Here is a 22,875-nt window from a genome sequence, read left to right on the forward strand (position 1 = left end):
TAGGCGAACGCAACTTGTTTCCAGGTAAGGGCGTAACTTTTATAAAGCTGTCACCATTCCGCCATCAATCATGAGTGTCGAGCCGGTTACATATGTATTGGCATCAGAGAGCAAAAACACTGCCGTCCGGGCAAATTCTTCCGGGGTTCCATATCGTCCAAGCGGGATCCCAGCTTTCATCTGTTCCTCCACTTTCTCGATGGCAATTCCCTGCTTATCCGCTCTTGCTTCGTCAATCTGGCGCACCCTATCCGTCGCAATTCGCCCCGGGCATACCGTATTAACCAGAATATTGTCCGGGCCAAGCTCAATAGACAACGTTTTCATTAAACCTGCCACACCTGTCCTCATTACATTGGAAAGCACCAGGCCTTGAATCGGCACTTTAACGGATGTGGAAGCAACCGTGATGATCCGGCCGCCGCCTGTTTTCCGCATGGAAGGCACAACACCCCGGACAAGGCGCACAACGCTCATCACATTGGTGTCAAATGCCTTCTGCCAGTCTTCGTCAGCAAAATCCATAAACTGTCCACCGGGCGGCCCTCCAGCGTTGGCCACTAACATGTCAATCCGGCCGTATCGCTTTAACACCTGGTCAAGTAAACCGTTAACTCCCTCTTTAGTGGAAACATCCGCTGCTAAAGCCAGCACCTTCTTGCCAGTCTTCTCCTCAATATGCCTGGCCGAATCATTGATTCTGTCTTCGCTGCGGCTGCAGATAACGACCTGTGCCCCTTCGCGGATAAGCTCCATTGCAATAGCCTGGCCGATTCCTTTGCTAGCTGCTGTCACCAGCGCTACTTTATTCTCGATTCCTAAATTCATAACACAGCCTCCTCTATTCTGTTTTGTAAGTTAATACGAAAGAAGAAATTGAGCGGTTTCCTTCATCTTTTCTCGATCCACCCTGTAACAAACAAACGTACCTTCTTCTTCTGTGACCACCAGGCCGGCTTCTTTTAAAATTTTAAGGTGATGAGACACCGTAGACTGGGCCATCTGGACAAGTCCCACAATATCTCCACAGTAATAGCCATCCTGTCTGGCAAGCAGCTGCAGGATCCGAAGCCGAACGGGATGCCCCAGCGCTTTACAACTTTTCGCCATGTTCTCAAGGTTTCGGTCCATCGTTGATCATTTCTCCAATCATTACCTTCTTCTCGTTATTCATTATACACATGATTTTACTATTTATCGTTCAAAATATGGGTAATCACCTTCAAATTTTGTAAAGGAGGTCCCTATGAAAAAGCTCAAATGGACCGCAGCACTGCTGGCCGGCATGCTTCTCTTCGCCAGCATCCTGATCCTGCCCTCCCTTCCGGTTCCCCATTCTGTATTCAGCCAGAACATCGTGACGGTTGGTGAATCCGGCAAAGATGTCACGGAGATGCAGGGGCGCCTGAAATTTCTCGGCTATTACACCGGTCCAATTGATGGAGTATTCAGTTGGCGCACATACTGGTCATTGCGCAACTTCCAGTATGAATTCGGCATGACGGACATTGACGGTGTGCTTGGCCCAAGAACGAAACTCAAGCTATGGGAGGCCACTAAGGACTGGGCCCCCGGTGCATCGGACACGTCCGATACCGCAGGGGGTGGCGGGGACGCTGACGGCACCACATCGACTACAGGCCGTGTTCCGAAATCCTCCTATAATCTTTCGCAGAATGAGCTGAATATGATGGCCAATGCCGTATATGGTGAATCACGGGGTGAACCGTACGAGGGCCAGGTGGCTGTTGCTGCCGTTATTTTGAACCGGACTAAGAGCGCATCGTTTCCAAGCACGCCAACCGGTGTTATCTTTCAGCCCGGAGCCTTCACAGCAGTGTCCGATGGCCAAATTTACCTGACACCTAATGAAACTGCCAAAAAGGCTGTTCAGGACGCGCTGAATGGCTGGGATCCATCGGGCGGGGCTCTTTATTACTTCAACCCGGATACTGCGACTTCCGGCTGGATTTGGACACGCCCGCAGATCAAAAAAATTGGACAACATATATTTTGCAAATAATCGCCGCGCTGCTCTACACGCAAATAGAGCGGCGCTTGTTTTTGCCGGCGCGCATGTTTAAACTAAAAGAAGTGCCCTTCATTTTATACAGACCGGGGTGAAGCTGTTGAGACAAAAGCTTTTTTATAGCGGGATTGCTCTGTTTACGGCGGCCAGCGCGCTGGCCCACTATTTCAGCCACTCGGCAGTTCTCCAGTTTATCACCACGTCCATCGCAATCGTACTGCTCGCTGCTCTGCTGGGAAGAGCTACCGAAAATGTGGCGCACTACGCAGGAGAGCGGGTTGGCGGATTTCTCAACGCTACCTTCGGAAATGCAGCAGAGCTGATTATCGCAATTTTTTTGGTCAAAGAAGGATTGTTCGACATGGTGAAGGCAAGCATTACCGGATCCATTATTGGCAATTTGCTGCTGGTTTTAGGTTTAAGCGTGCTGGCGGGCGGGCTTAAATTTAAAACCCAGCGATTCAACGCCTACCTTGCAGGCCACAATTCTTCGATGATGATGCTCGCGGTAATCGCTTTGTTTATCCCCGCGGTTTTTTTGAGTGCGCTGGACCACCCCCGAATCAGCACGTTAAGCCTGATCATTGCCGGGCTGCTGATTATCGCCTATGTTCTATGGCTGTTATTCTCGCTTGTCACCCATAAAGCGGAGTTGTCCGATCCTACCACTGAACACGAATCTCAGGAAAAGGTGTGGAGCAGAACCGTGGCTTTTCTTGTGCTGATTGGAGCAACTGCTCTGGTGGCCCTAACAAGTGAATGGCTGGTACATAGCGTCGAACAGGTTTCAAGAAGCCTGGGCTGGTCTGAACTTTTTGTCGGTGCCTTTGTGATCGCCATTGTCGGCAATGCTGCCGAACACAGCGCAGCGGTTTTTATGGCGCTTCGCAATAAAATCGGGGCATCGGTAGAAATCGCCGTAGGAAGCAGCCTGCAGATTTCCCTGTTTGTTGCGCCCACACTCGTTTTTGTCAGCCTGTTTTTCGGGAAAACGATGGACTTTGTATTTACTCCGTTTGAATTGGCCTCCATTGCTGTGGCTGCTTTTATTGCATCCTCCATCTCCAGAGATGGAAGCACGAATTGGTTTGAGGGTGTACTCCTGGTTGTGGTGTATCTCATACTCGGTGCCGCCTTTTTTTTCATATAGAACAGAAGAATGGCACATGAGGCCAGGTGAGGCCATGGCCTCATGATGTTTTTCTGATAACAGATCCACTAACGAAAGGGAGAGAGTAATATGTCAGACATTATAACCATTAGCGGAAAAGTTAAATACGCAATCACCCTAGACCCAAGCGTCTGGATCTTCGATGATCGAAACTTTAAAATGGAAGATTTCTTTGCCCGGATTGGGGAAGAACAGCAAGATGAAGAAGACCGGTCACTGGAAGCGATCGGAAGGCAGTGGGATCGCGAGTTAAGGGAGGGTGTTCCGACTAAGCAAACGGAAAAGCTGTTCGCCGAAAAGAAAAGAATTGCCGGTGATTATGGAATAGCCTTTGCTCCTTTCTTGAAAAACGCCGAACCCGAGGCAGGCTCCTCGATGGTTATATGCAAGCACCCGGATGGGGCTGAAACGAAGCTTTCACTCGACGATGCCGGGTCCGCTATCCTCTGTTTTGCTATCGACGGCAAACCGATTCGTGGCGAAGAAGGCCCGGTTCAACTTTTCTTTGGCGACGGCCGCAACATGAATGATCCGATCAAAAGCATTCGCTCCTTTATTATTGAATAATGATAAAAACATCGCAGGCCATGCCGCTCCTTTCCCGACATACAAGTTTTTGGGGCAGAGCGGCTTTCTCCAAGCCCGCGTGTCCCCTGATAAATGTACATATGAGAGAAGACAAATTTGTGTAAAAAATTTTCGCAATAGTGGGCAGATTTTGTTATTAATTTATGTTATTTTTAAAATGTAACCATACATAAAGGAGTGGAGACCCATGCATGTACCCTTGCTCATTCAGGACTTCTTAAAGAGAGCCGTTTATCACTACCCTAACAAAACAGCCGTAATTGATGGGGATCGCCGAATCACATACAGAGAGATTCAGAAACGAATCAACCGGCTGGCCAATGCCTTGCAGCAACAGGGAATCACAAAAGGGGATCGAATTGCAATCCTGTCGCCGAACCGCCTGGAGATGTTTGAAGTATTCTACGCCGCTTTCTATCTTGGCGCTCTTATCGTTCCGCTGAACACCCGGCTCGTACCGGCAGAATATGAATACATCGTTAATCATAGCGGAGCAAAAGTGTTACTGGTAGATGCTGAACTGGCCCAGCAGGTTGAACCTATCGCAGAGAAACTGAGCCAAGTGGAAACTTTTGTAACCCTCTCCGTACCTGGCCACAGTACACCAGGTGGTTGGATCGATTATAACGCGTTTACCGAAAGCGCTTCCGAATTGGCTGTACATACAGCGCTTGAGGAAACAGACCCAACCATGATTCTTTATACAAGTGGTACCACCGGGCGCCCCAAAGGCGTTATTCAAACGCACCGCAGTACATACATAAATGCGGTTAATACCATCATCCACGTGAAAGCTAATGATGATGATGTGCTGCTTCACACGCTGCCCATGTTCCATGTCAATGGCTGGGGAACGCCCTTCTCCTTTACAGGAATGGGAGCTACCCATGTCATGATACGTAAAATTCAGTCCTCTTATATCCTTGAACTGGTTAAAAATGAAGGCGTAACGGTTGCCTGTATGGCCCCTACCGTACTTAATATGATTTTAAATGATCCAGATGCTAAGAATCTGAATATGAAACAGAATATGCGCGTGGTCATTGCGGGGTCTGCTCCGCCTCCATCGTTCGTTAGATCGGTCGAAAAAGAATTAGGCTGGACCTTTATCCAGGTTTATGGCATGACGGAAGTCTCCCCGTTTCTTACCGTTTCCCATATGAAAGAAGAGATCAGCCGGGAAGGGGATGAGGACAGAATTCATCGGCTAAAAGCAAAAGCCGGCATCAGCATGCTAAATATGGAAGTGCGGGTTGTCAATGAAGATGGAGAAGATGTTACCCCAAATGGAGTGGAAACAGGCGAAATTATCTGTCGATCCAATTCGGTAATGGAAGGATACTGGCTCCAGCCAGAAGAAACGGCGAAAGCGATCGTAAATGGCTGGTACCACACGGGGGATATGGGAACGATTGATGAAGACGGCTATATCGATATTGTCGACCGCAAAAAAGATATCATCATAAGCGGTGGGGAAAACATTTCGTCTATTGAAATTGAAGGCGCGCTTTATGAGCATCCTGCTGTACTCGAAGCCGCCATTATCTCAATTCCGCACGAAAAATGGGGCGAAGTTCCCCATGCCGTCTGCGTTCTGCAACCGGACGCGGAAACTTCCGAAGAGGAAATTATAGCTTTCTGCCGGGAAAGAATGGCCCACTTCAAATGCCCGAAATCCGTACAGTTTGTACCAGAACTTCCCAAAACCGCATCAGGCAAGATTCAAAAAGTCGTGCTTCGGGAGCCATTCTGGATAGAGGTAGGAAGAAGAGTGAATTAAACCCAATGCAAAACCCCCTCGCTTCTGGCTGGAGGGGGTTTTTGTTTCACGTATAAGAAACTATATGTTATTTTAAATCGTTAAAGTGGTTTGGAACGGGGACCACTTAGTCCCTTTCTCTTTTATGGTAAAAATTTATAGGCTTCACAGTGTTGAAGTGCCTTGAGCGATTTTTTAAATGGGACCTCCGGTCCCGAAACACCCAAGAAAAACATCGTGAGGCGCATGTCCGCACCTTTCTTTCCCCCAGGCCGAAAGGTGTTTCGATTTTACCTTTCGGCATAAGTGCAACTTAGGTTGCTGCCTTCGCTATAGCTTGGCGCAACCTAGTTTTCTAATGGCGCGTGTGGAACAGAGGGCGAAAAAGACCGGCAACTGTCTCCACCATTAAGATACCCAAATGTCGCACCTAAACGGTATAAAGGAATCTAAGGCCATCGCCTGCGCTTGACACTAGCTAAGATTCCCTAATGCCGGTCCGTCCGTCGTTCCACAAAGCGGCCGTAAAACTTCCATGAGGGGAAAGGAGAGAGCGGCATGGTCCGCGATGTTTTTCTCAATTTTATAGTGATGCTTTAATAATGCCGGTAATCACAACGAAAGTAACAATTACAAAACCGGCCGACATAACAAGACCAAGCAGACGTCGGGCCTGATGCTCCATTAAAATTCCTCCCTGCCTCGGCTTCTTCTTCCTACCTTCTTATACGGAATCACGGGCTGGCAGGTTTCACAAAAAAGGTTTTAAGGAAATAAAAAAAACCCCGAGTAAAATCGAGGCAAAGGAAAGACAACTCTCAACCTATTTGATTAAGTTGTCAATTAAAAGAATAATATAAAACGAAGCATTATACAATAGGAATTTAAGGAAAATTAGCGATTTCTAAACAAAAACCAACGAAATTCACTATTTCTCTACAAAATCTTATGTGGAACATTTCTATTCAGCAGAAGTTGCAAAAAAATTTCTTCTTTTTTTCTATCCAAACGCAACGACAGCGTTTTTGCAAAATACAGATGTATCTTCTCGTCGCCATCTCCAAGAAGTCTAATGCGATACACTTCATCCAATTCCTTCATGGCATGCAAATAGGCCAGCCGTTCCGGCGTAGCCGCCGCACAGAAAGTACGGCTCAGAAGAACCCCCTCTTTCCAGTATTCCTTTTGTTCCCCATCAGCCGCCCCCATCACTTGCAGCCATTCTACCGCCCGGTTAATGCCCAGCTGCTTTGCCATCGCAGTGTCGCTATACTCCACCTCAACGGTATCTACTTCTGGCCCTGCAGTATCGAGCATGGTATAAAAAAGGTTGCGCAGCACCAGGTTGTTAGGTGAAAGTCCGTGATCGTCGAAATGATACGTGTATTCAAGCCTGCCATCAGCAAGCTCTTTGCGCTGAAGGTAAATATACTGCATATTTTGCCTCCTTAGCTTAACAAAGGAATTTATGGCTAGCGTTCCTTGATTTTCTCCACTGCTGTACGATCGATCTTTTTCAGGAGAGCCAGCAGCAGTTTTTTAGCGGCTTCATAGTCAGCTTTATGAATAATTGAAGCGTGGCTGTGGATATAACGAGCCGGAATGCCAATGACAGCCGAAGGAACCCCTTTACCAGTTAAATGCACGCGCCCTGCGTCTGTTCCGCCCGGTGAGACAAAAAATTGGAAAGGAATATTTAATTCCTCAGCTGTGTCAATCATCAGATCACGCAAACCCGGATGGGTAACCATCGTACGGTCCATAATGCGCATTAAGAGGCCGTCGCCTAATTTACCCATACCGTTATCGACGCCTGGAATATCCCCTGCAGGGCTTGCATCGAGGGCAAAAAACAGGTCAGGTTTGATCAGTTCAGCCGCCGTGGCCGCCCCGCGCAGGCCAACTTCCTCCTGCACGTTTGCTCCCCCATAAATTGTGTTCGGATGGGACTCATGTTTCATCTCACGGAGCATTTCAACAGCAAGCGCGCAGCCGTAACGGTTATCCCATGCTTTGGCCATCATCTTATCCGAATTTCCCATAACGGTAAACGGGCACACCGGAAGGATTGGCTGCCCTGGCTGAATGCCGATCTTTTCAGCGTCCTCTTTGCTGTCAGCGCCAACATCGATAAACATGTTTTTGATGTCCATAGGCTTGGTTCTAGCCGACTCCGGCAGGACATGCGGCGGTATGGAACTAATAACGCCAGGAATGACACCGTTCTTAGCTACTATTTCTACACGCTGTGCGAGCAGAACCTGGCTCCACCATCCGCCAAGCGGCTGAAACTGGATAAACCCTTCATCCGTGATGCGCGTTACCATAAATGCGACTTCATCCATATGCCCGCCGACCATAATGACCGGGCCGTTTTCACTGCCGCGGAGTACACCGTATATGCTGCCAAGATTATCATAGACAATTTCTTCAGTTGATTGGCTTATGTATTCCTTCATAATGGAGCGCACTTCGCGTTCAAAACCAGGAGCTCCCTTTGCTTCTGTGAGCCTTTTAAAAAGTTCCATTTGAAAATCCACTGTCTATTCACTCCTTTATATTTATTCTCCCCATAATAAGAGAGATATGCAGCTATTGTTCAACCTGTTTGAACCTCTTCTTGCGCCTCCTGGTAAGTTCAGGAATCGTAATGCCGACCAGAATGATGGCAACACCCAGCCAGCGCACGATACTAACCTGCTCCCCTAGCACAAAACTTGACATAAAGACGGCCATCGGAAGCTCAGCAGATCCCATTATGGTAGCCAGGCTGCCTCCTATGTGCGGTGTTCCAAACGTAAAAAACAACGTAGGAACAATGGCGCCAAACAGTGCAAGCAGAATGCCCCATTTTAGCAGGCCGTGGACAAGCGAGCCATTCACAAGAAATACCGGCGGGTAAACAATAAAGGTAATGAGAACGGCACCTACTAACATGAAAGAAGAACGGAGCCAGGGATTAACGGATGTCGCTACGCGTCCGCTGCAAATAATAAAGAAAGCGTATGTAACAGCGGAAAGCAGGCCATATATGAGGCCCATCCAAGAAAAGTTGCGAAGCTCTCCCTCCAGTACACCGCCTGCCAGTATGGTACCTATAAATAGAAGGACGAGCGCTGCTATCCGGTCCATTCCGGGCCGGGTTCGGGTTAAAACGGACTCAACAAGAACGCCAATCCATGTAAATTGAAATAAGAGCACAATCGCAATGGATGCAGGAATATAACGAAGAGATTGGTAATAAAAAATACCGGTTAACCCGGTGCCGACTCCAACGCCAATCAGAAGCAGCCATTGCCGGGGACTCGTTTTTCCGCGCCCGAGAATGAGGGTAAGCACCCACATCAGGCAGGCTCCAATAAACATTTGGCTGCCGCTTACTTCAGCAGACGTAAAACCATCCTTGTAAGCCAATTTAACAAAGGTGGACAGCATACCGTAGCTGCAGGCACCTAAAAATACGAGCAGAACAGAACGCCAGTAAAACATGTTTCACTCCCTTTCCTTCCTTATTGTACTACATATGCCAAACACTTTCCTGTTAACGGCTGTCACGGGTACTATGCCGCCTACAGAGATTCTATTAAAGGATCGGTTGTGACCTCCTTACATGGGGAAAAGAAAGGTGCGGACATGCGGCTCACGACGCTTTTCTTGGGTGTTTTGGGACCGGAGCTCCCATTTAAAAAGTGGCACAAGGCACTTCAACACTGTGAAGCACATAAACTCCATATCACAAAGAGTAAGGGACCTATCGGTCCCAGCAGAAAACCACTTTAATACTTAAAAGCGAATACGATATAAATAGCCGCTGACAACGGTCAGCGGCCTTAAGTACATTGCGTGGGTTTCAAGGTAGATCCTTAGCTAAACACGGGTTGAGCAAACATAGATAGTTTTTCCAGAGAGTTTTTATCTACATCAGCATGAAGGCTGTTGCCGTGCGAATCCATTGTTACGATTGCAGCGAAGCCTTCTACCTGGAGGTGCCACATCGCCTCCGGAATGCCAAATTCCATGTAGTCCACACCTTCTACTTTTTTCACGCAGTCTGCATAGTATTGCGCAGCACCGCCGATGGCGTTTAAGTATACGCCGCCATGCTCTTGAAGACCTTTTAACGTTTTCGGACCCATGCCGCCCTTTCCAATTACTACGCGGATGCCGAATTTTTTCATAATATCAGCCTGGTAAGGTTCTTCCCGGATGCTCGTTGTTGGTCCGGCCGCTTTTACGTGCCATTCACCAGCCTCATCCTTGAGCATAACCGGTCCGCAGTGGTAAAGAACACCGCCGTTTAGGTCAATCGGACAATCATGATCCATCATATATTTATGGAAAGCGTCGCGGCCTGTGTGCATCAGGCCATTTATAATCACAACATCTCCCACTTGTAGGCTGCGAACCTGTTCTTCGCTGATCGGATACTCAAGCACCACTTCACGCCGCTCGCTTGTTTCCTGTCCAGCTGCTGCCATACCTTCGTTAAGGTCGACCTGCCCCTCTTTATACAGCCAGTCCTTAATCTCGCCGGTTGCGGCATCAAGCGTAACACCCTGGCGGCGGAACGCCCAGCAGTTATACGCAACAGATACATAGAAACTCGCTGGCAGGCGATTCATTACACCTACTTTGCAGCCGAGCAGCGTTGTTTCGCCACCAAAGCCCATGGTTCCTATGCCCAGTTCATTAGCTTTATCCATAATGTAATTTTCCAATTTTTCTAATTCAGGATTCGGGTTCACATCATCCACTTTGCGGAACAGCTGTTCTTTGGCCAGCGCATATCCGCTTGTGCGATCGCCGCCAATGCCAACTCCGATAAACCCGGCGCTGCAGCCTTGGCCCTGCGCCTGGTACACGCTGTGCAGAATACATTTGCGAATGCCATCCAGATCCCGGCCGGCTTTTCCAAGGCCTTCAATTTCCATTGGAAGACTGTATTGAATATTTTTATTTTCACAGCCGCCGCCTTTAAGGATGAGCTTCACCTCAACATCATCGCGCTCCCACTGGCTGAAGTGAATAACAGGCGTGCCTTCGCCTAAGTTATTCCCGCTATTTTCCCCCGTTAAGGAATCCACAGAATTCGGGCGAAGTTTGCCATTCTTCGTCGCTTCCACAAGAGCTTCATGGATGGCTTTTTTCATTTCGATTTGATTGGCTCCCACAGGCGTGCGAATTTCAAAGGTTGGCATCCCTGTGTCCTGGCAAATCGGCGATATATTGTCCTCAGCCATCTGAATATTCTGGGTAATTGTTGAAAGAGAAAGAGCGGAACGCGTGCCAGCGCTTTCTTTTTGGCGTGCAGTTACAATCGCACGGCGGACATCCGGCGGCAAATTGGTAGACGTCTCAACAATTAGCTTGTACATACTCTGTTTAAACTGGTTCATTTCTCCTGCCCCTTTTTGTGAAAAATCACGTTCATCCCTTATTATATAGAATAGTACCCAATCGGAAAAGCCTCCCTGTCTTTTACTCATGCAAAAGTAGGAAGAGGCTTACCTGCAACCGGTATATATCGTTTAGAAGCTTTGCCACGGAATACCGGCCCATAAAAGAACAGCCAATATGATAAATGCGCCAATTTGCTGCGCTGGCCTGAATCGGGTACGAGGCAGACCGACTACTGCAGAAGCGAGAAAACCGCCAAACAATCCGCCGAGATGGGCATAATTGTCAATCATGCCGATAGAAACGAAACCAAACACGAGGTTGACCAGCAGCACGACAATAACGTTGCGGCCCATCGTTCGGAAGAAAAGCACTTTATTCTGCGTACCAAAATACAGCAGCGCGCCGAACAAACCAAATATCGCACCTGACGCTCCAGCTGACAAGGATGTAGAGAATACGAAGCTTGCCACAGCTCCGGCAATGCCTGCCAGCATATAGATGAATAGAAATCGGTAAGATCCATATATTTGCTCCACTGCCGTACCAAGCTGCCACAGAGCAAAACCATTTAAGAGGATGTGCATAAAACCAATGTGCAGAAACATAGGCGTAATCAAACGCCACCACTCGCCTGCCACAATTCTCGCATTCTCTTTGGCCCCAAACCGTATAAGAACATCTGGATTCTGGCTTCCTCCCGCGAATTCCATCAAAACGAATACGGTTATAATAATAAAAAGCAAACCATAAGTCACATGGGGTTTCCCGTAGAAAAACGTCTGCTGCACTTCCTGTTCTTTCTGTTGCTCCAACTGGTCGATCTTATGGGCCCAATAAGAGGGAGGATGCTCTTCTCCTTCGTCTATCGGTGTGCCGGTAATACGATCCTGTCCAAATAAATTGGGGAAAGTAGAGGGCTGCATACCTGCCCATTGCTGTTCCGGAAGAATAAGGGTGGCTGCATCAAGTCTGATGCCGAGCTCTGCAAGGCCCGGTTCGCGAAAATGGGCTTCCAGATCTTCCGTAAGAGGTTTATAGAACAAATAGACGATAAGCCCTTGGGCTGTACCTGCCTGCATGTTCCGCCTCATACCTTCCAGCATTCTAGCCCCTTGCTCTATGTCATGGGATAGGGTGGCTCCCCATAGATAATCGGAAATTACAAGCCGGATATAGTGAAGTTCCCGGCCTTTGCTGCGAACCAGATGTATAACTTGGGAGTCTGAAGATACTACAGAATACTCCTCGTGCAAAACGAGCTGATAGGCGATTTTCCATGCATGCTGCACTGCACCATCATGATCCAAACTCCCCTGCCCCTCTCTTAAAATCTTAATTTTTCCAGTATATTTGTTTTCCCTTGTTTATATTACAATATTCTATATTCCCCGTCATTCTTGTCGGGTGCAACATAATAAATGATCAGGAGTGAAAACAGATTGCCTGCACTTAAGCAAATCATCCGTATCGAACATGTACATAAAGCTTATGAAACGCCATCAGGACCTCTGACACCACTGGCGGGCACCAGTGCCTCCATTGCTGAAGGATCTTTTATTATGGTTATGGGCCCCTCCGGCACAGGAAAAAGCACGCTGTTCCGACTGCTTACGCGTCTTGAAGAACCGGACCAGGGCACCATATTTTACCGGGACAAGCCGCTTGTCGACTATGAACCTACATGGCTTCGCCGTGAAGTCCACTATGTTTTCCAGACGCCCACCCTTTTTCACGGTACTGTGGGGGACAATCTCGCTTATCCTCTTTCTCTAAAAGGAAGGTGCCCATCCGATGGCGAGCTTAAATCTTTATTGCATAGGGCTGCTCTTTCCTCCTCTTATCTTGATCGGCCAATTGAACGTTTGTCAGGCGGGGAAAAACAAAGAGTCAATATTGCCCGTTCCCTGTCACTTAATCCGCCAGTCTTAATGCTGGATGAACCAACCGCTGCGCTTGACGCGGAAAGTACCGTATTAATCGAGCATGAAATCCAAAGCTACCATCAGGCTGGAAATACCATTCTCTGGATTACCCATTCCGCGGAACAAGCGCAACGGTTGGGCGGTACCATCTGGTATCTTGTGAACGGCCAGCTTCGTGGGGAGGGAATACAACCATGACGGTAACTGCCACGGTTATAACAGTTGGCTTTGTTTTCGTAGCCATGCTTACGTCCTTTTGGCTTCGCTTAAAGCTGGAGCGCGATCTGTTAATCGGTACCATACGGGCAACCATACAGCTTATTGCTGTGGGATATGTACTTGAGTTCGTATTCTCTTCCCACAGCAGCATCTTTATTGTGCTTATGCTCTTTATTATGGTTTTCGTCGCTTCCCGGAATTCCGCACAACGTGGAAAAGGAGTGCCCAATATTTTCTGGCGGATTTTTATAACAAACAGCTGCGTTACAGCTTTTACATTGGGCCTCATGCTCATTCTTCATCTTGTAAAAGCGGAACCGCAGGCTATAATCCCGATTGGCGGAATGATTATTGGCAGCAGTATGGTAGTATGTTCCCTGCTGCTTAACCAGATGAAACAGCGGACCGAATCCATGGAGCAGGAAATACTGGTTGCTTTATCGCTTGGCGCTACAGCAAAGCAGGCAAGTGAGCGGATGAATATAGAATCGATCCGGGCGGGAATGATACCGACGATCGATTCGCTTAAAACCGTCGGATTGGTACAGCTTCCTGGCATGATGACAGGATTAATTATCGGGGGCGTCAGCCCGGTTACAGCCGTTCGATACCAGCTCTTAATTATGTTTTCCTTTACAGCAGCAGGCGCTCTTACAAGCATCATGCTCGGTTTTCTGGTATACCCGACATTGTTTACACGCGCCCACCAGTTTATCGGGTGGCCCCAAAAATAAAGCGCCCGGTCAGGGCGCTTTTTTCATATGAATCAATTTCATAATCATTTTTTGCTCAGATGCTAGGCTCCCAGAATTTCGGCATTTTGATTTTAAAACGACCTAAGGTCGTCGTAATATCTTAGGCTGCTTTGCAATTTAATTTGGTGTTAATACGGTCAACGGCAATTTTAGAGGCATTGAACAGTAAGCATATTAAATCAGTGAGAACTCTTGCAAGTTCTCCAGAACGGTATCGGATATTATTTAACTGGAAATATTCTTTTAAATAGGCATTTACTCGTTCAACAGAAGTACGCTCTTTATAAAGTTCTTTCCATGCCTTACTTCCTCTGGCAGGAGCAGGGTAACGCCGTAAATCCTTTGTCTTTTTGATTTTAATGATTTTTTGACATAACGTGTCATGAGCTAGCGGACATTCTCTGCATTCCTTCGGTCTTGTATATTTGAGTGTCTCGTATTTCTTATCATAGCTGTCATAACGATAGGAATGCTCCCGTACACATGTGGGTGCAAAATGCTTGTCAACACCGATAGCTGGTGCTTCATTTCGCTTATTATAAGCAATAATACCATCCGCCTTCATGCGATGGATCTGTTCGTAGATCGGATTGTAGTCATATCCAGCGTCTGCCATCACTTTCGTGATGTTAAGAACGGGAAAACGCTCAGCCACTCCTTTTAACAGGAATAGCAGCTTTCGCATCGTTCATATTTCCTGAAGAGAGCAAGTGAACCAAGATATATTGACTTTTAGTTTCCGCAGCTAAATGAAGCTTGTATCCAAACCAAAAAACATTTTTGTTCTCAGAGTTCTTCTTAATTCCCCACTTAGGAATGCATGGCATCTCTTTTTGAAGTTCACCGAAGGTGTGGTTTAATTGTTGTTCGATTTTCTGTTCAAAAAGTGGAAGCGCGTTTTCAATCTCTTCTTGTTCTTTTTTGTATGATTCAAAGGCTTCTTTTTTCTTACGACCCCGTTTTTTAGGCTCTTTGACGGGTTCTCCTACTTTACTTTCCTCCTTGTGTGGGGCCTGATCTCTCGCTTCAATATGAGTCGCATCAATAGCAATATGCTCACCATCTATAAAACCTTCTTCAATTGCTTGTAGGAGAAGTGCGTGATTCATTTCATCCAGCACGTTTGAGGTTTTGATTTTACGGATTAAGCGGGAAAAAGAAGCTTCAGATGGAATTCGATCCGAAAGAGCAAAACCGCAGTCTAAAAAGAAGAGCATATCTTTCTTTAAGCGACGAACAAGAAGCTTAACCGTTGGAATGCCTTCTAAAATACGAGCAAATAAAGAGTAAATCATGGAGGGATAATTAAGTGATTGTGGAGCACCTTTCCGCACTTTCTTTGATACACTTTTTAGCAAAGGAAAGATGTTTATCCCTTCAAAAATTGCTGTGTAGCGCTGGGTAGGTTCTAAATCTAATAAATCTTGCAAGGAAAATAAACATCCTTGCCGAATTGAGTACATGAGGAGACCAACCTTTCTCATTGAGTTGTCTGGACAACTACTCTATTCGAGATTTGGGGAGGTACTCCTTTTTTGATGTTGATTTGAACCTTACCGTTCAAGGGTTTTGAGTTATGAAATTGATTCATATAGGAAAGTATACTTTGTTTTAACGTGTTGAAGTGCGTAGAGCATTTTTTAAATGGGACCTCCGGTCCCGAAACACCCAAGGAAAACATCGCGAGGCGAATGTCCGCACCTTTCTTTACCCTTGTGGAGTGTGTGGAACAGAGGGCGAAAAAGACCGGCAAACTGTCTCCATCATTGAGATACCCAGATGTTTTTGCCGGTCCGCCCGCCGTTCCACAAAGCGGCCGTAAAAGCTTCTATGAGGGGAAAGGAGAGAGCGGCATTGCCCGCGATGTTTTTCTCAATAGCTGCTCGAATAATGGCCGTGGTGATGGTGCATCATCGGATACGCAGGGTATCCCCCGGAACATTTTCCCCCGCCATAAGGCACCCCTGTGTATGGCATTCCTGCGTATGGCATCCCTGCGTATGGCATCCCTGCGTATGGCATCCCTGCGTATGGCGCCTGCACACTCTTAGAATAGAAAGCTACCATTTCTTTGTGATAGCAATATTTCTTATAATACTTTTTGTAGTACTTTTTGTGGTGAGCATACTCGCGGCATTTTACTTCATAATACACCTTTTTCTCAACATGATATTGGTACTTCATTGCATAATCACTGCCGTACCCAGCAGGATCGAAACCATAATGCATGGTAAACCCCCTCAAATTCTTTTAACTTTCTTCCCTACTATCCTTATTCAGGTCAATCGCCCTCAGGCACGGGCAAGTGCCTATTCGGTAGGAATTGGGGGATTGCCTAAGAAAAAGCCCTGCATCGGATGTTTAATCAGCAATGCAGGGCTTTCGGGCACACAGCCTTAGATATTTTTATCGATTTTTAAATCTTTAACGAAGTTGCTGTTGTGCTTTCTTCTCTCTTCGCGCATCCGTTTTCTTTCAGCGGCGTTCTCGATGAGTCTTTTCTCTTCTTCGGTTTCCGGAATTAAGGCCGGAACCGGGTGAGGATTCCCATTCTCATCCAGCGCAACAAAAGTGGTGAATGCGGTGGTCGTCAATTTCCGTTCACCTGTATACAGATTTTCAGAGATTACCTTAACAAAAATCTCCATAGATGTACGTCCAACTGATGCGATGCTGGCTTCAAGGCAGACAGAATCACCCTCATTTGCCGGCGTGATAAAATCGACGGAATCAATAGAAGCTGTTACGACAGAACAGCGGGAATGGCGCATTGCCGTTATAGCGGCTACTTCATCAATGTAAGCCATCACGTTGCCACCGAAGATGGTACCCCGGTTATTAGTGTCGGATGGGAGGACCAGTTTTGCTTTTATCGTTCTGGATTCTTTCACAGTCTTTGCGTCCAAGATAGACACCCCCAAATTAATTCGTACGCCAAGGACGGCGCAGAAATGTCTGTTTACTACATTATCCTAACACCATCTTCCCCCCTATCCAATACTCCTATGGCGCAAACAAAAATGTTGTTATTTTCAGTGTGGCTACAAAATTAAAAAAATTCCGGGTTATGCACCCGGAATTTCTACGTAACTCTGTTATTGTTTCACAGCGTATAGACTGATGAATAGTTCATCCTGCACACCTGTATTGATACGATCAAATATACGGAAGCCTTCAGATCGCAACATCATTTCTATTTCTTCCTGCTGGTAAAGCTGATTAAAAATGTTGTTTACCACGATGCTTCCCTCACCAATTCGGTAAGAAGAAAAAAATACACCGCCGGGCTTCATAACCCGGTAGACCTCGCCCAGTGCCTTCTTTAAATCTTCCTTCGTTATATATATCAGAGAGGCATTAGCCCATACCCCATCATAGATTGAATCGCCGGTTGGGATACTTCTGAAATCCCCCTGGATGAATTCCACATCCTGTACAGATTGTTTTGCCTGCTGAAGCATTACTTCACTGATATCAAGACCTTGCACTTGAAGGTCGTATCGTTTAAGCCGCAAAGAGTCGTGTCCGGCACCACATCCCAAGTCCAGCACGCGGCTGCCGCCCAATAGCATTTGAAAAGCGGATATGAACTGTATAGTTAAATCTCTATGACGCCATTTCACGCCGGATTGATTGGCCAATTTATCAAATGAAACCCGGTTTTGATCTACATAATCCAATTGTTTCACCTCCACCCTCTATTCCTTCATTCTACCGAAGAAAAAGGTGGATTTCTACTCCCCTATATTTTGAACCGGCTTACCTGTGTTTGCAGTTCTTCGGCCATTTTCGCGAGCACTTCTGAAGCGGCATTAATTTTTTCCATCGTTGCGGTTTGCTGCTGGGAAGCTGCGGCCACTTCCTGTGTATCAGACGCCGCCACGGAGGCCAGCGGCTAATCTGGTCACCCTGCGCAACAATATGATTCGCGCTGTCAGCGATGGTTTCAGCAGAAGATGTGACTTGTTCAATCTGGTGTATCTTTTTCATAAGTGACTCCCCCCAAAGTTGAAAACCGAAACACTACGCTTCCTACCGACTATTTCTCCGATTGAAGGAAATTCCCTTCCTGTAAATCCTTCTTTTTTCTTACAAAAATCGAACCTTCCTTTTAAAATGTATGACAACAGGCCTAGGTGTAAACCATAGTTTCGAATTGTTCAAAATTTTTGTTTGTATTATTTTTTCCAAGCCTTTACTATAATAGATAAGAGTAGGTTAACACATACACAGGAGGGGATTGTGAGTCTAATGAACAATACATTCGATCCAATTCAGTTGTGGAAAAGCTGGTATGATGTTCTAGAAAAAACCTGGGGTAAATCGTTAGATGACTGGGTAAAAACCGAGGAATACGCCGCATGGACCGGCCAGCTGCAGAAGTGGTTCTTCTATTCACAGGAACAATATAAAAAAACGATGGATCAAATACTTAATGATAACAATCTGCCAAATAAAGATGAACTAGCCCGGGTTGCGCAGCTTGTCATTCAGCTAGAGGAAAAAGTAGAAAAATTAGATGACCGGTTCGATGATGAACTACTTACTGAACTGCAGTCCATTCGCCAGGCAGTGGACCGCATTTCGATTGCCTCTGTCAAATAAATGTTAAAAAAAACATCGCGGGCCATGCCGCTCTCTCCTTTCCCCTCATAGAAGTTTTACGGCCGCTTTGTGTAACAAGGGTAAAGAAAGGTGCGGACATGCGCCTCACGATGTTTTTCTTGGGTGTTTCGGGACCGTAGGTCCCATTAAAAAAATTCTCAAGGCACCATCATTACTGTGAAGCACATAAACTTTCCATACCAACAAAAGAATGGGACCTAATGTTACCAATTCAAAATAGTTTATCACCTAAAAGTGATACATACTTCCGATACCAACAGTTAAGAGCGGCAGACAACTCTGCCGCTCTTAACTGTTTATTAATCTTCCATTGTAGACAAGTCACCTGTTGGAAGCCCCAGTTCCCACGCCTTTAACACGCGGCGCATAATTTTACCGGAACGCGTCTTTGGCAGCCTGTCGCGAAATTCGATTTGCCGCGGTGCAGCATGCGCAGCCAACCGCTCCTTTACGTATAGCCGTATTTCTTCTTTTAACTTATCTGTTTCCTCGAACCCTGCTCGTAATTTAATAAATGCTTTAATGATTTCTCCCCGAACCGGATCCGGAACCCCAATAACGCCAGCTTCAGCAACCGCAGGATGTTCAACCAGCTTGCTTTCCACATCAAACGGGCCCACCCGCTCCCCTGAGGTATTGATTACGTCATCCACACGTCCTTCAAACCAGAAGTAACCATCCTGATCCATATAAGCGGAATCGCCTGACATATACCAGCCCGTGGCAAAATATTCTTCGTATTTTGCTGGATTATTCCAGATTTTGCGCATCATCGCCGGCCAGGAAGGCTTAATAGCAAGATTGCCCATTGTATTGGGCGGAAGCTCGTTCCCTTCATCGTCAACAATCGCCATCTTGATGCCCGGCAGCGGTTTGCCCATTGATCCTGGGCGAATCGGCATCGATCTGTAGTTGGCACACGTACTCGCGCCGGTTTCCGTCATCCACCAGTTATCATGAATCCGGCGTTCCAGCACATCAAGCCCCCAGCGGACGACTTCAGGATTCAACGGTTCTCCCGCCGAAAGGATATGGCGGACAGAAGATAAATCATATTGCTTCGGCAGTTCGTCACCTTCACCCATCAGCATACGGAGCGCGGTTGGTGCACTAAACCATACGGTAACTTTGAATTTCTCGATAGTGGCATACCAATCTGCCGGCTTAAAGCGTCCGCCGCGCAGAACCGTTGTCACCCCATTCAACCAGGGGGACCACATGCCAGCCGATGTACCTGTAACCCACCCGGGGTCTGCCGTACACCAGTATATATCTCCCTCGCGCAGATCATAGACCCACTTCCCAGCCATATACTGGTGCAGCATGGCATCGTGAACCTGAAGGACACCTTTTGGCTTTCCTGTAGAACCAGACGTATAATGCAAAATCATTCCATCTTCCCGGTCAACCCATTCCATTACGTATTCGTCCGATACCTGTAACAGTTCACGATATAACACCTGTTTCGGGCCGGTTATCTCGTTGCCATTGGCTAAAATGACATGGTTTAAATCTGGAAGGGAATCGACTGGTATACGGTAAAGAAGCTCCGAAGTTGTGACAACGGCAATTGAACGGCTATCCAGCAGCCGATCCTTCACCGCCTCCTCCATGAAAGCTTCAAACAAGGGCCCTGCAATTGCCCCAATTCTGATAATTCCCAGCATGGCAATATACAGTTCAGGACTGCGCGGCATAAATATAAAAACCCGATCGCCCTTTTGTATACCCAGCGAGCGCAGTCCATTCGCAAACTTGCAGGAGAGGTCGCGCAGTTGCTGATACGTATACTGTTCATCGCGTATTCCGTCTGCATATAACAGGGCAAGTTTCTGACCCTGGCCATTGTCGACATGCCGGTCAATGGCTTCATAAACCATGTTTACTTTACCTGTATCATGCCAGGAAAAATATTGCTCGGCATCTTGCCACCTGGCGTTGCGGGCTGCTTCTTCGTAGTCTTTTAAGTTAGCGGTTTCATCCAACAATAAAATATCCTGTGACCTGTGTTTGGTAGTCATGTCTGGTTTCCCCCATCTCATAAAAATGTCTACGTATTTCTCTTTTTTCGCTTGTTATACAACACTTTACTATATTTTTCGACATAGAGAAAGATATCCCTTCTAAAAATTATGACTGTTTTATAATTTTTCTTTTTTCCATTTTCCACAATGCCATATTTGTCCTTTCATAATTTCTTCCCTCACGCCCATCCTATTAAACAAAACCCTTGATCTAAAGGCAAAATGGGAGGTATTTGGATGCGCAATCCATTAAAATATGCAGCACTTGCCCTGGTTGCTGCTGTGCTTCTTTTTCTCGTGTCTCCTCTGGCTTTACATCGCACGGGCAGTCAAAAACCCGGTACAACTGTTACGGAACAGATGCCAAATCCTCACCAAAGCGGGCCTAGACTCCTGCAGTTGGATAACATCGGGAAAGGAAAACAAGCACGAACCAGGCTTGATAACAGCACCCATATTGTGACGATTCATCACAACAGCAACAACAAGTCACACTACATGAAAAACGAGGTGACCGTAAAATTCAAGAGGCAGCCTACAGATGGAGAACTTCAGAAGATTTTACATGAGGTAAACGGGCAGGTTAAAAACCGGCACAACTCAACATATGTAATAAAATCGGCGAATCATTCTTCTCACTGGCTTATTGATCATTTCTCCCAAAGAACAGATGTAGCTTATGCCGAACCCAATTACCTGCTTTTGCACAGGACAGTTCCGAACGATGAATACTACTCACGCTATCAGTGGGATATGCCCATGGTTGACATGGAGCATGCGTGGGATATTACCCAGGGGAAGGCGAACGTGGTTGTGGCTACAGTCGACACGGGCATTGATTATCAGCACCCTGAGTTTGCAGGTAAGATCGCCGGGGGATATAACGTACTTGATGAATCATCTCCTCCTCAGGATGACAACGGGCATGGCACCCATGTGGCAGGAATCATTGGTGCCCTTGCAAATAATAATCAAGGTATCGCGGGAATCAGCTGGAACAGCAAGATTATGCCGGTCAAGGGTATAGGAGCGGACGGAAGCGGTTCCTCTCTGGACATTGCAAAGGGAATTGTATGGGCGGCCGATCACGGCGCCAGTGTGATTAATATGAGCATCGGGAATTATCACCCTTCAAGCGCCCTTCATGAAGCAATCCGGTATGCTTACGGAAAAGATGTCGTGCTTGTCGCGGCATCCGGCAATGACAACACATCACAGCCAAGCTATCCAGCTGCCTATCCTGAGGTTTTATCGGTAGGCGCTGCAGATTCAGCTGGCAAGCGGGCGACGTTCTCCAACTACGGTGCTTATCTGGACATTGTAGCTCCGGGTGTAGAAATACCAAGCACGTATGTAGGCAGCCAATACGCAGCCCTATCCGGTACCTCTATGGCCTGTCCGCATGTAGCAGGGGCCGCAGCGTTGATACGGTCAGTAAACCCGACGCTTACCAACAGTGAAGTGATGAACATTCTGCGTACCTCGGCGGATGATTATGGTTCTCCCGGGTGGGATCATTATTTTGGCTACGGTTTAATGAACGTGTCGCGTGCCCTCCAAATGGCAGAACCAAGACAAAAAAGTGCTGCACCGCCTCGAATGATTCCGGGCAGCTTCTTTGAACAGCTGACGGAACAATTTCGGAACCTATTTAGATAAATGATTCATTATACAATAAATAAAACCCCTTCGCTGTCGAAGGGGTAAAAAAGTATAAATAAATTCTACTGTACAACTTTCATTCTTTTCATTGTAATATAGTCTGTTTCGTAATACTGCAGCTCATCACGGAGATACTCAAATACCTTCGAAAGACCAAGGGTCAACTCTTTCAGACGCTGATCCACTTCTTTGTGGAAAATAATAGCATCGCGGCCCGTATAAGAGTTGCGTCCATCTTCTTCATATACTTCGCCTTTTGGATAGAAGAATCCATTCACGCACGTGTGGTATACGAGGTAAAGTGCCTCTTCGGAAAATTCTTTATTAAACTTAGCGCGGCGCAGGCAAATCCCTAATTTTTCGTAAGCGTTCTCACAGTTTACTAGCAGATGACGAAAATCTGACAAATAGTTCCGGTAGTATTCTTCATATTGTTCAGGTTCCTTGGACGCTTCTACAAGCTGGGCAAGCGTGGTTGAATTTAAAAACTTTTCTACCTCCATGCACACCTTTTTCAGTCTGTGGTAAGATTCCTCACAAATCTCTTTCAATTGTGTTTCAGGCATAAGGTAACCTCCAACCGTTTAAATTTCGTTTGCTGTCTGGATCTAATTGTAACAAATTTGTAACAGCATACCTAGTAGTATTTCGCTAACTATTTAATGTTCTAAAATTCTCAATTTTTTATTCCCCGATTATTTCATGTTGATCTTCTGTTTA

Annotated in this window: 21 protein-coding genes and 1 pseudogene; 8 read left to right on the forward strand and 14 right to left on the reverse strand. The window is 46.6% G+C overall.

Going from position 1 to position 22,875, the window contains the following annotated elements:
- Nucleotides 1-39 precede the first annotated feature (39 nt).
- Together PP175_RS18690 and PP175_RS18695 are read right to left on the reverse strand one after the other, a co-directional pair.
- Nucleotides 40-828 carry an SDR family oxidoreductase gene (locus PP175_RS18690; protein ID WP_272439762.1) on the reverse strand — a complete coding sequence of 263 codons (789 nt, stop codon included), beginning with the start codon at nt 826-828 and terminating at the stop codon, nt 40-42.
- A 30-nt stretch (nt 829-858) separates the two neighbouring features.
- A complete protein-coding gene (locus tag PP175_RS18695; protein ID WP_272439763.1) occupies nt 859-1,131 on the reverse strand; it encodes an ArsR/SmtB family transcription factor in 273 nt (90 codons plus the stop codon).
- A 115-nt stretch (nt 1,132-1,246) separates the two neighbouring features.
- Between PP175_RS18695 and sleB the strand changes: the two genes are divergently transcribed.
- From sleB to PP175_RS18715, 4 genes are all read left to right on the forward strand, one after another.
- Nucleotides 1,247-2,023 (forward strand): spore cortex-lytic enzyme, encoded by a 777-nt coding sequence (gene sleB, locus PP175_RS18700; RefSeq protein ID WP_272439764.1) that lies wholly within the window; start codon nt 1,247-1,249, stop codon nt 2,021-2,023.
- A gap of 106 nt (nt 2,024-2,129) precedes the next feature.
- The gene (gene cax, locus PP175_RS18705; RefSeq protein ID WP_272439765.1) at nt 2,130-3,179 is read left to right on the forward strand and encodes a calcium/proton exchanger; all 1,050 of its coding nucleotides are present in this window, start codon (nt 2,130-2,132) and stop codon (nt 3,177-3,179) included.
- A 90-nt stretch (nt 3,180-3,269) separates the two neighbouring features.
- A complete protein-coding gene (locus tag PP175_RS18710) occupies nt 3,270-3,767 on the forward strand; it encodes a molybdopterin-binding protein (RefSeq protein ID WP_272439766.1) in 498 nt (165 codons plus the stop codon).
- Nucleotides 3,768-3,975: 208 nt separating this feature from the next.
- The gene (locus PP175_RS18715; protein WP_272439767.1) at nt 3,976-5,568 is read left to right on the forward strand and encodes a long-chain-fatty-acid--CoA ligase; all 1,593 of its coding nucleotides are present in this window, start codon (nt 3,976-3,978) and stop codon (nt 5,566-5,568) included.
- 915 nt (nt 5,569-6,483) lie between these two features.
- Here the strand turns inward: PP175_RS18715 and PP175_RS18720 are convergent.
- The 5 genes from PP175_RS18720 to PP175_RS18740 all read right to left on the reverse strand — a co-directional run bounded on the left by PP175_RS18720 (nt 6,484) and on the right by PP175_RS18740 (nt 12,254).
- Complete coding sequence (locus tag PP175_RS18720; RefSeq protein ID WP_272439768.1) at nt 6,484-6,984, reverse strand: hypothetical protein; 501 nt, start codon at nt 6,982-6,984, stop codon at nt 6,484-6,486.
- A 35-nt stretch (nt 6,985-7,019) separates the two neighbouring features.
- Nucleotides 7,020-8,075, reverse strand: coding sequence for a M42 family metallopeptidase (locus PP175_RS18725; protein ID WP_272443324.1), 1,056 nt, complete (start codon nt 8,073-8,075; stop codon nt 7,020-7,022).
- Nucleotides 8,076-8,139: 64 nt separating this feature from the next.
- Nucleotides 8,140-9,036 carry an EamA family transporter gene (locus PP175_RS18730; protein WP_272439769.1) on the reverse strand — a complete coding sequence of 299 codons (897 nt, stop codon included), beginning with the start codon at nt 9,034-9,036 and terminating at the stop codon, nt 8,140-8,142.
- 374 nt (nt 9,037-9,410) lie between these two features.
- The gene (locus PP175_RS18735) at nt 9,411-10,943 is read right to left on the reverse strand and encodes a fumarate hydratase (protein WP_272439770.1); all 1,533 of its coding nucleotides are present in this window, start codon (nt 10,941-10,943) and stop codon (nt 9,411-9,413) included.
- 132 nt (nt 10,944-11,075) lie between these two features.
- Nucleotides 11,076-12,254: a rhomboid family intramembrane serine protease gene (locus PP175_RS18740; RefSeq protein WP_272439771.1), complete on the reverse strand. Its 1,179-nt coding sequence runs from the start codon at nt 12,252-12,254 to the stop codon at nt 11,076-11,078.
- Between the two features lie 132 nt (nt 12,255-12,386).
- Between PP175_RS18740 and PP175_RS18745 the strand changes: the two genes are divergently transcribed.
- Both PP175_RS18745 and PP175_RS18750 read left to right on the forward strand, forming a co-directional pair.
- A complete protein-coding gene (locus PP175_RS18745; RefSeq protein ID WP_272439772.1) occupies nt 12,387-13,067 on the forward strand; it encodes an ABC transporter ATP-binding protein in 681 nt (226 codons plus the stop codon).
- Nucleotides 13,064-13,822 (forward strand): ABC transporter permease, encoded by a 759-nt coding sequence (locus PP175_RS18750; RefSeq protein WP_272439773.1) that lies wholly within the window; start codon nt 13,064-13,066, stop codon nt 13,820-13,822. Before PP175_RS18745 ends, PP175_RS18750 begins: the two co-directional genes overlap by 4 nt.
- Before the next feature lie 121 nt (nt 13,823-13,943).
- Here the strand turns inward: PP175_RS18750 and PP175_RS18755 are convergent.
- The 5 genes and pseudogenes from PP175_RS18755 to PP175_RS18775 form a co-directional block, all read right to left on the reverse strand.
- Nucleotides 13,944-15,306: pseudogene (locus tag PP175_RS18755) on the reverse strand (transposase).
- 409 nt (nt 15,307-15,715) lie between these two features.
- Entirely contained in the window at nt 15,716-16,072 is a 357-nt protein-coding gene (locus PP175_RS18760) for a hypothetical protein (RefSeq protein WP_272439774.1), read from the reverse strand.
- A 167-nt stretch (nt 16,073-16,239) separates the two neighbouring features.
- A complete protein-coding gene (locus PP175_RS18765; protein WP_272439775.1) occupies nt 16,240-16,749 on the reverse strand; it encodes an acyl-CoA thioesterase in 510 nt (169 codons plus the stop codon).
- A gap of 189 nt (nt 16,750-16,938) precedes the next feature.
- Nucleotides 16,939-17,523, reverse strand: a complete 585-nt coding sequence (locus tag PP175_RS18770; protein WP_272439776.1) for a class I SAM-dependent methyltransferase — start codon at nt 17,521-17,523, stop codon at nt 16,939-16,941.
- Nucleotides 17,524-17,602: 79 nt separating this feature from the next.
- Nucleotides 17,603-17,833, reverse strand: coding sequence for a hypothetical protein (locus PP175_RS18775; RefSeq protein WP_272439777.1), 231 nt, complete (start codon nt 17,831-17,833; stop codon nt 17,603-17,605).
- Nucleotides 17,834-18,085: 252 nt separating this feature from the next.
- Here PP175_RS18775 and PP175_RS18780 point away from each other — a divergent pair, with 252 nt between their 5' ends.
- Nucleotides 18,086-18,448, forward strand: coding sequence for a DUF4349 domain-containing protein (locus PP175_RS18780; RefSeq protein WP_272439778.1), 363 nt, complete (start codon nt 18,086-18,088; stop codon nt 18,446-18,448).
- 320 nt (nt 18,449-18,768) lie between these two features.
- On the opposite strand, the gene acsA is transcribed toward PP175_RS18780, so the two are convergent.
- Nucleotides 18,769-20,490 carry an acetate--CoA ligase gene (gene acsA / locus PP175_RS18785; RefSeq protein ID WP_272439779.1) on the reverse strand — a complete coding sequence of 574 codons (1,722 nt, stop codon included), beginning with the start codon at nt 20,488-20,490 and terminating at the stop codon, nt 18,769-18,771.
- Between the two features lie 240 nt (nt 20,491-20,730).
- On the opposite strand from acsA, the gene PP175_RS18790 reads away from it, so the two are divergent.
- Nucleotides 20,731-22,152: a S8 family peptidase gene (locus PP175_RS18790; RefSeq protein WP_272439780.1), complete on the forward strand. Its 1,422-nt coding sequence runs from the start codon at nt 20,731-20,733 to the stop codon at nt 22,150-22,152.
- Between the two features lie 65 nt (nt 22,153-22,217).
- On the opposite strand, the gene PP175_RS18795 is transcribed toward PP175_RS18790, so the two are convergent.
- On the reverse strand, nt 22,218-22,721 hold the full coding sequence (locus PP175_RS18795) for a DUF3907 family protein (RefSeq protein WP_272439781.1): 504 nt from the start codon (nt 22,719-22,721) through the stop codon (nt 22,218-22,220).
- Nucleotides 22,722-22,875 lie beyond the last annotated feature (154 nt).

The organism is Aneurinibacillus sp. Ricciae_BoGa-3, from assembly GCF_028421645.1.
Lineage (GTDB): Bacteria > Bacillota > Bacilli > Aneurinibacillales > Aneurinibacillaceae > Aneurinibacillus_B.